General features: G+C 55.7%; 1 protein-coding gene. It reads right to left on the reverse strand.

Going from position 1 to position 1,120, the window contains the following annotated elements; all coding sequences use genetic code 11:
* Positions 1-48: 48 nt before the first annotated feature.
* A complete protein-coding gene (locus A2I95_RS41050) occupies positions 49-867 on the reverse strand; it encodes an ABC transporter ATP-binding protein (protein WP_027257201.1) in 819 nt (272 codons plus the stop codon).
* Positions 868-1,120: the final 253 nt, after the last annotated feature.

Raw genomic sequence — 1,120 nt, forward strand, 5'->3', positions numbered from 1 at the left:
GGTGTATGGATGTCACCCTGCCGGGGCCGGGTGTTGCTGCATTGCAACTCAGTCATGGCTGACCCCCAGATAGGCGTCGATCACATCCTGGTTATTGCGCACCTCATCCGGGGTGCCGTCACCGATTTTCTTGCCGTAATCCATCACTACGACGCGGTCCGAAAGATCCATCACAACGCCCATGTCGTGCTCGATCAGGGCGATGGTAGTGCCGAATTCGTCGTTCACATCCAGGATAAAGCGGGACATGTCCTCCTTCTCCTCGACGTTCATGCCGGCCATCGGTTCATCCAGCAGCAGCAGCTTTGGTTCCGCAGCCAGCGCGCGGGCCAGTTCGACCCGTTTCTTCAGGCCATAAGGCAGCCGAGACACCGGGGTCTTGCGGATGTGCTGGATCTCCAGAAAGTCGATGATCCGCTCCACGACCTCGCGGTTTTCGGTCTCTTCCTTTTCCGCCTTACCCTTCCACAGAGCCTGCGAAAACAAGCCTGTTTTCATATAGTTGAGCCGTCCGGTCATGACGTTGTCCAGCACGCTCATGCCTTCGAACAGCGCGATATTCTGGAATGTGCGTGCGATGCCCTGGCGGGCCACCTCATAGGGGCGCATCTGCGGACGCTTCTTGCCGTGAAACAGCACTTCGCCTTCCTGCGGCACATAGAAGCCTGAGATCACGTTCAGCATCGAGGATTTGCCAGCCCCGTTCGGGCCGATGATCGCGCGGATCTCGCCCTCGCGGATGTCAAAGGAGATATCCTTGATCGCCACCACACCACCGAACCGCAGGGTGATGTTCTTCATCTCCATCACCACACCACCGATAGTGCGGCCGTCTTCGGTGACATAGCTTAAGGAATTGTCAAGCATAACAACGGCCTCCATTATTCTGCCACATAGAAATTTTAAGGTTTCCATGCGATACTTGTTCAAAACGAGCAGCAAGGAGACCAAAACAATGTTTGGCGAACTTGAACATTCCTGCCTTCTGAAGATGGCCGTCGAATGCAAGCAGATGGGCCTCAGTCAATCCGAAAGCCTGACCTCGATCATCGAGCAGACACACGGGTTCAGCTCTCCCTTCAAGATCCAGCAGGTGGTCAACACGGCTTTCAATCCCGGC

Source organism: Leisingera sp. F5, assembly GCF_001593695.1.